The sequence below is a fragment of the Pelomicrobium sp. genome (assembly GCF_036803785.1).
In the GTDB taxonomy this organism is placed as follows: Bacteria; Pseudomonadota; Gammaproteobacteria; order Burkholderiales; family UBA6910; genus Pelomicrobium.
Genome location: NZ_DAIRTR010000186.1, coordinates 1 through 4,522, shown reverse-complemented (window position 1 = coordinate 4,522; position 4,522 = coordinate 1). Strand labels below are relative to the sequence as shown.

4 protein-coding genes and 1 pseudogene are annotated in these 4,522 nt (G+C 67.5%); 2 read left to right on the top strand and 3 right to left on the bottom strand.

Annotated elements, in window-relative coordinates; translation table 11 throughout:
• The 3 genes and pseudogenes from V7Q81_RS14825 to V7Q81_RS14815 all read right to left on the bottom strand — a co-directional run.
• A pseudogene (locus tag V7Q81_RS14825) lies at window positions 1-430 on the bottom strand (GNAT family N-acetyltransferase); the annotation flags it as partial.
• A 17-nt stretch (window positions 431-447) separates the two neighbouring features.
• Entirely contained in the window at window positions 448-1,746 is a 1,299-nt protein-coding gene (locus tag V7Q81_RS14820) for a glycosyltransferase (protein WP_333844821.1), read from the bottom strand.
• A gap of 7 nt (window positions 1,747-1,753) precedes the next feature.
• Window positions 1,754-2,935 carry a DegT/DnrJ/EryC1/StrS family aminotransferase gene (locus V7Q81_RS14815; RefSeq protein WP_333844819.1) on the bottom strand — a complete coding sequence of 394 codons (1,182 nt, stop codon included), beginning with the start codon at window positions 2,933-2,935 and terminating at the stop codon, window positions 1,754-1,756.
• Window positions 2,936-3,131: 196 nt separating this feature from the next.
• Here V7Q81_RS14815 and V7Q81_RS14810 point away from each other — a divergent pair, with 196 nt between their 5' ends.
• Complete coding sequence (locus V7Q81_RS14810; protein ID WP_442954852.1) at window positions 3,132-3,416, top strand: acyl carrier protein; 285 nt, start codon at window positions 3,132-3,134, stop codon at window positions 3,414-3,416.
• A gap of 3 nt (window positions 3,417-3,419) precedes the next feature.
• On the top strand, window positions 3,420-4,250 hold the full coding sequence (locus V7Q81_RS14805; RefSeq protein ID WP_333844818.1) for a hydrolase 2, exosortase A system-associated: 831 nt from the start codon (window positions 3,420-3,422) through the stop codon (window positions 4,248-4,250).
• Window positions 4,251-4,522: the final 272 nt, after the last annotated feature.

Sequence of the window (4,522 nt, the reverse complement as noted above, 5' to 3'; positions counted from 1 at the left end):
GGTCTACCCAGGCGGTCTGGATGTAGTCCAGGGTGCGCATGCACGCCGAGTCATCCGGCCGGGGGACGAGGTGAGGGTCCTGTTGGGTGATCCCGAGCAACAGGGGCGAGCCCGGAAGGCATCGGATCAGTGCCGAAGCCAACGTCTCCCACCGCACCTCGGGACGCATCACCCAGGCCCCCAGGGGGAGCTGGGAGGGCTGGAACGTTCGCCATGCGCCCGGGGACAGACGGGTCAACACCCCCATCGCGACGGGCTCGCCGTGTTGCATGCCGATGACGACCGTTTCGCGACCGGTGCCGAAATGGGCGAGGGCCTGGGCGATGAATTCCGAGCCCAGGAACGGTACCGCCTGGTTGGACGCGTTCAGGCGATCCCAAATGTTGGCGACCGTGGGAAAGCCATTCGCCGGCAATAGATCCCATTCCATCTGAGGACATGCCCCTTTCATGGCCGGCGCGGAGGCGGCTCTTGCTGAGCCGCCGGGACGCGAACGCCCGCCGTGGAAGCCGCTTCGTCTAGCACTCGGGCAAGCTCCCGCGTCCGCTCGAAGCGGGAGGCGCTTTTCACTTCGCCGGCATCCGCCACGGGAAGGGTCCCTTGGGCCAGCCCGGCGAGGAACTGCGGAAGCGCCCGGGCAATTTCCTCCTTAGATTCCATAGGGGCCACCCTCCCGGCGTGGTAGCGGCGGAGGAGGTTCGCCGTGTCCCCCTCCGGGTCGGTGAGGGCCAGCACCGGCTTGGCACAGCGCAGGTATTCGTAGAGCTTGGCCGGGATCTGCTCGTTGCAATCCCGGGACTGCAGGATGAGGAGCGCGTCGGCCCGCAGCATCTCGGCGAGGGCCTCCCGGTAAGGGACGGGCGGCAGAAGCTCGACGCAGGATTCGACCGAGTATTTCGCCGCGAGCCGGCGTAGCAGCGCTTCGTGCACCGCCGCCCGGAAGCGCAGCCGAAACCGGCGCGGATCGATGCGGCCGGCCGCCACGAGCTCGCCCAAGGCCGCGAGCAGGGGTTCGGGATTGCGCTCGGAGGGATACACGACACCGCTGTGCAGCAGGGTGGTCATGCCGGGATGGAGGGGTTGCGTGCGGTCCGTTGCCGCTTCCGCCGCCGCGAACGTCTCCTCGTCGTAGCCATTCTCGACCACGAACACGCGGCTTGCCCCGATGCCCGGGTAGCGCTGCTGGTACATGCGGGCAGCACCGGGGGTGACGAAGACGAAGGCCGATCCCCGGTCGAACACCCGCTCTTCCACCCGCTTGAAGCTTTGCCAAGTTTTCGGATCGCTCGGGTAACCGTCTTGGGCCATCGGATCGCGGAAATCTGCCACCCAGGGAAGGCCGGTCAGTTTCGCCAGGGTGGCGCCGATCAGGTGGGCGGTAGCGATGGGATAGGTGGACCAGATCAGGTCCACCCCGTGGCGCCGGATGAGGCGCAGCCCCGCCGGCACCGCCCCCAGCCACCAGCTCACCCAGCGGTCGGGCCGGGCGAGGAAGGCGGGATAGCGGCGCCACAAGGAGAGGTGCCGCGCCGTATTGAGGGCGAAGGCGCGCTCGACGAGGGTGTGCGGGGGAACTGCCGCGAGCTGATCGTCGCTCACCGCTTCATAAGCCCGGGGATGGGCCGTGAGCACGAGAGGGGACCAGCCGAATGTGGGCAGGTGGCGCACGAAATTCAAGGTGCGGTGGATGCCGCTGGAGCCCGTCAAGGGCGGGAAGTGGAAGGCGATCATCAAAACTTTTTTCAAGGCTCGGCTACCCCACGCGGTCGAAGATCCGCCCCAGGCGATCGACCAGGGCATCGAGATGTTGTCGGGACAAATCCTGATGGCACGGCAACTGAAACACGTGCTTCGACCACAGCAGCCCGTGGTCACCGGGAAGAGCCGGCGTGCCTGGCCACAGCCAGTCCCAACGGAATACGGGAAAGCGCTCGGCCTTGAGGGCCGCGTAGCGGCGGTCGGGATTTTCCACCCATAGGGGAAACACGTAGGGTGCGGCGGCGGGCGGCAGTTCGGGCAGCAGGGGCCACGCGCCAGGAAAATTCTCGAACCGCTTCGCGAGATAGGCGTAATTGTCCCGCCGTGCAGTCACGATGCGCCTACGGCTCGCCCGGCGGGCGAGCCAGCGGCAGACCCAGGTGGGCCGGTGGTCGGCGAGCCGGCGGTCGAATTGGGCCAGCAGCTCGCTTTCGCTCGTGCAAGGGGTGTCGATTCCATTCGGGAAGTCCCGCCTGCGGGAGACAAGCCCTTTTCTCAGGCCAAAAGCCAGGGCGAGCAGCGTGTTGAGCCCCCACAACTGGTCATGTTCTACCCCCGCTTCCACCATGTTGGCGAGACTACGCACTTCCGCCAGCGCTTCCCGGGGTTTCAAGCCCGCCCCATTCAGCGGGCGCCGGGTGGAGACCAGGCAGCCGCCCTCGGGCACGGGCAAAAACTTCGTGAGGCTCGCGATGGCAAGATCCCCCCAGCTCCCCACCGGGCGCCCGTCGGCCTCGCCGAAGAGGGCGTGGGCGCAATCTTCGATGAGGGCGATGCCCCGGCGGTCGCAGAAGGTGCGCACCTCCCTGAGGGGCTGGGGGAAGCCGAAGAAATGCACGGCCAGCAGAGTCCGCACGCCGGTCGTGTCGAGGCGCTCCAGGGCGGCCAGGTCCGGGGCGCCTGAACCCGTGATGGGGTAATAGAGGGGGCGTGCCCCTGCGGCGACCGCCGGCGCCACCATGGTGGTGCAATGGTAGGTGGGCAGCAGGACCCGGTCCCCCGGCCCCACGCCCAGCGTTTTGAGCGCAAGCCCAATGGCCGCCCGGCCGCTGGTGGTGAAGACGAGGCCCGGCAAGTCCAGCACGGTGGGCAGCGGCGCCGGACCATCTCCGGCAAAGGTGCGCCAGCCGAAGACCGGCAGCTTGGGAATGGGAAGGGTATCGGGAACCGAGGGCAAGGGATGCGGCCTCGCAGTCGCAGGGCTTAAGGGGGATTCGAACGGCTCCAAAGGCAATGATAGAAGGCTTCCCGCCGACACGAGTTTAAATTTTATTAATCGTGGGCGTGCCGCCCGCCGTAGCAGGCTTCCCCTCCCGCCGGCTCGCCTATAATACGCCTTCCTTTCCTCGATTCGGCCACGGGGTGCCAAGCTGATGAGCGTGCCTCCCTACGATCCCGCGACCTTGGACGTTCAGCGCCAAGTGCTCCATATCCTCGATCAGGTCTTGAGCCTGCGAGGGCGGGCAGCGGACTTCACGGCCTCCACGCGGCTCCTGGGCAGCATCCCCGAGCTGGATTCCATGGCGGTGGTGGCGGTGATCACGAGCCTGGAGGAGCATTTCGGCTTCGTCGTGGCCGACGACGAAATCGACGGATCCACCTTCGCCACCGTGGGGAGTCTCACCGCCTTCGTCGAAGGCAAGCTCGCCCAAGGTTAAGGCTTGTCCTCCATCGAATCCCGGTGTCTGTTCGCTCCCCTCGCCACCGGGCCCCGCTTTTGCCTTCTGCACCGTCCCGCCACGGTGAGCCCCCGAGAAGTCATCCTTTATGTGCATCCCTTCGCTGAGGAGATGAACAAGTGCCGCCGCATGGCGGCCCTCGGTGCCCGGGCCCTGGCGGCGGCGGGCTTCACGGTGGCCCAGGTGGATCTGCTCGGCTGCGGCGACAGCCCGGGGGATTTCGGCGAGGCCACCTGGGACGCCTGGAGGGAGGATGTCCAGGCGGCGGCGGGCTGGCTTGCGCAACAGCAGGCAATGCCCGTGGGTTGGCTATGGGGATTGCGGGCCGGATGCCTCCTGGCCGCGGAAGCCTCCCGCCGCATGGAAGGCGTGAACGGCCTGCTGTTGTGGCAGCCGGTGGCGAGCGGGACCCAGCACCTAGCCCAGTTCCTGCGGCTCAAGAGCGCGAACGCGTTGCTGGCGTCGGGGTCGGCTTCCCGTCGGGATGACACGAAGCGCAGGCTTCTGGAAGCGGGCGAGCCCGTCGAGGTGGCGGGCTACACCCTCTCGCCAGCGCTCGCCCGGGGGCTGGAGGGCGCCACCCTGGAGATCGGGGCGCAAGTGAACCGCATCGCCTGGCTGGAGGTTTCCCCGGCGGCGCAGCCCGCCTTGAGCCCCGCCGCGCAGCAGCGCCTCGCCCGCTGGCAGGAGGGGGGGGCGCGGGTAGCCGTTCGTGCCGTGGCGGGGCCGCCCTTCTGGCAGACCGTGGAGGTGAGCGAGTGTCCGGCCTTGGTGCAGGCGACGGTCGAGGTCTTGCAGTCAGACGCGTGGTGACACTTTCGTCCCCCCTTGATGGAAGGGAGGCGTGCGGCCGTTTGTCGATGTATCCCATCGTCATTTTTCAGGTATGATCTTTAGCCTCTTTCTCCCGCGGGGATTAGGCTGCACCTCGGCGCATCGCTTGCCGGTGCTATTCGGGACGTTTCGCCATGCGCCACGCCTCCTTCCTGACCTGCCGCTCGGCCGGGCCAGGGAAACCCCGACGGGGCGTTAGCCCATGGACATCGAAGAGCTGTCCTTCCTTTTTGCTTGCGGGGGCGAATCCC

Bases quoted from the DNA above. Each gene is read 5' to 3' on its own strand.
- V7Q81_RS14810 (WP_442954852.1), top strand. From the start codon at position 3,132: ATGAGCGTGCCTCCCTACGATCCCGCGACCTTGGACGTTCAGCGCCAA.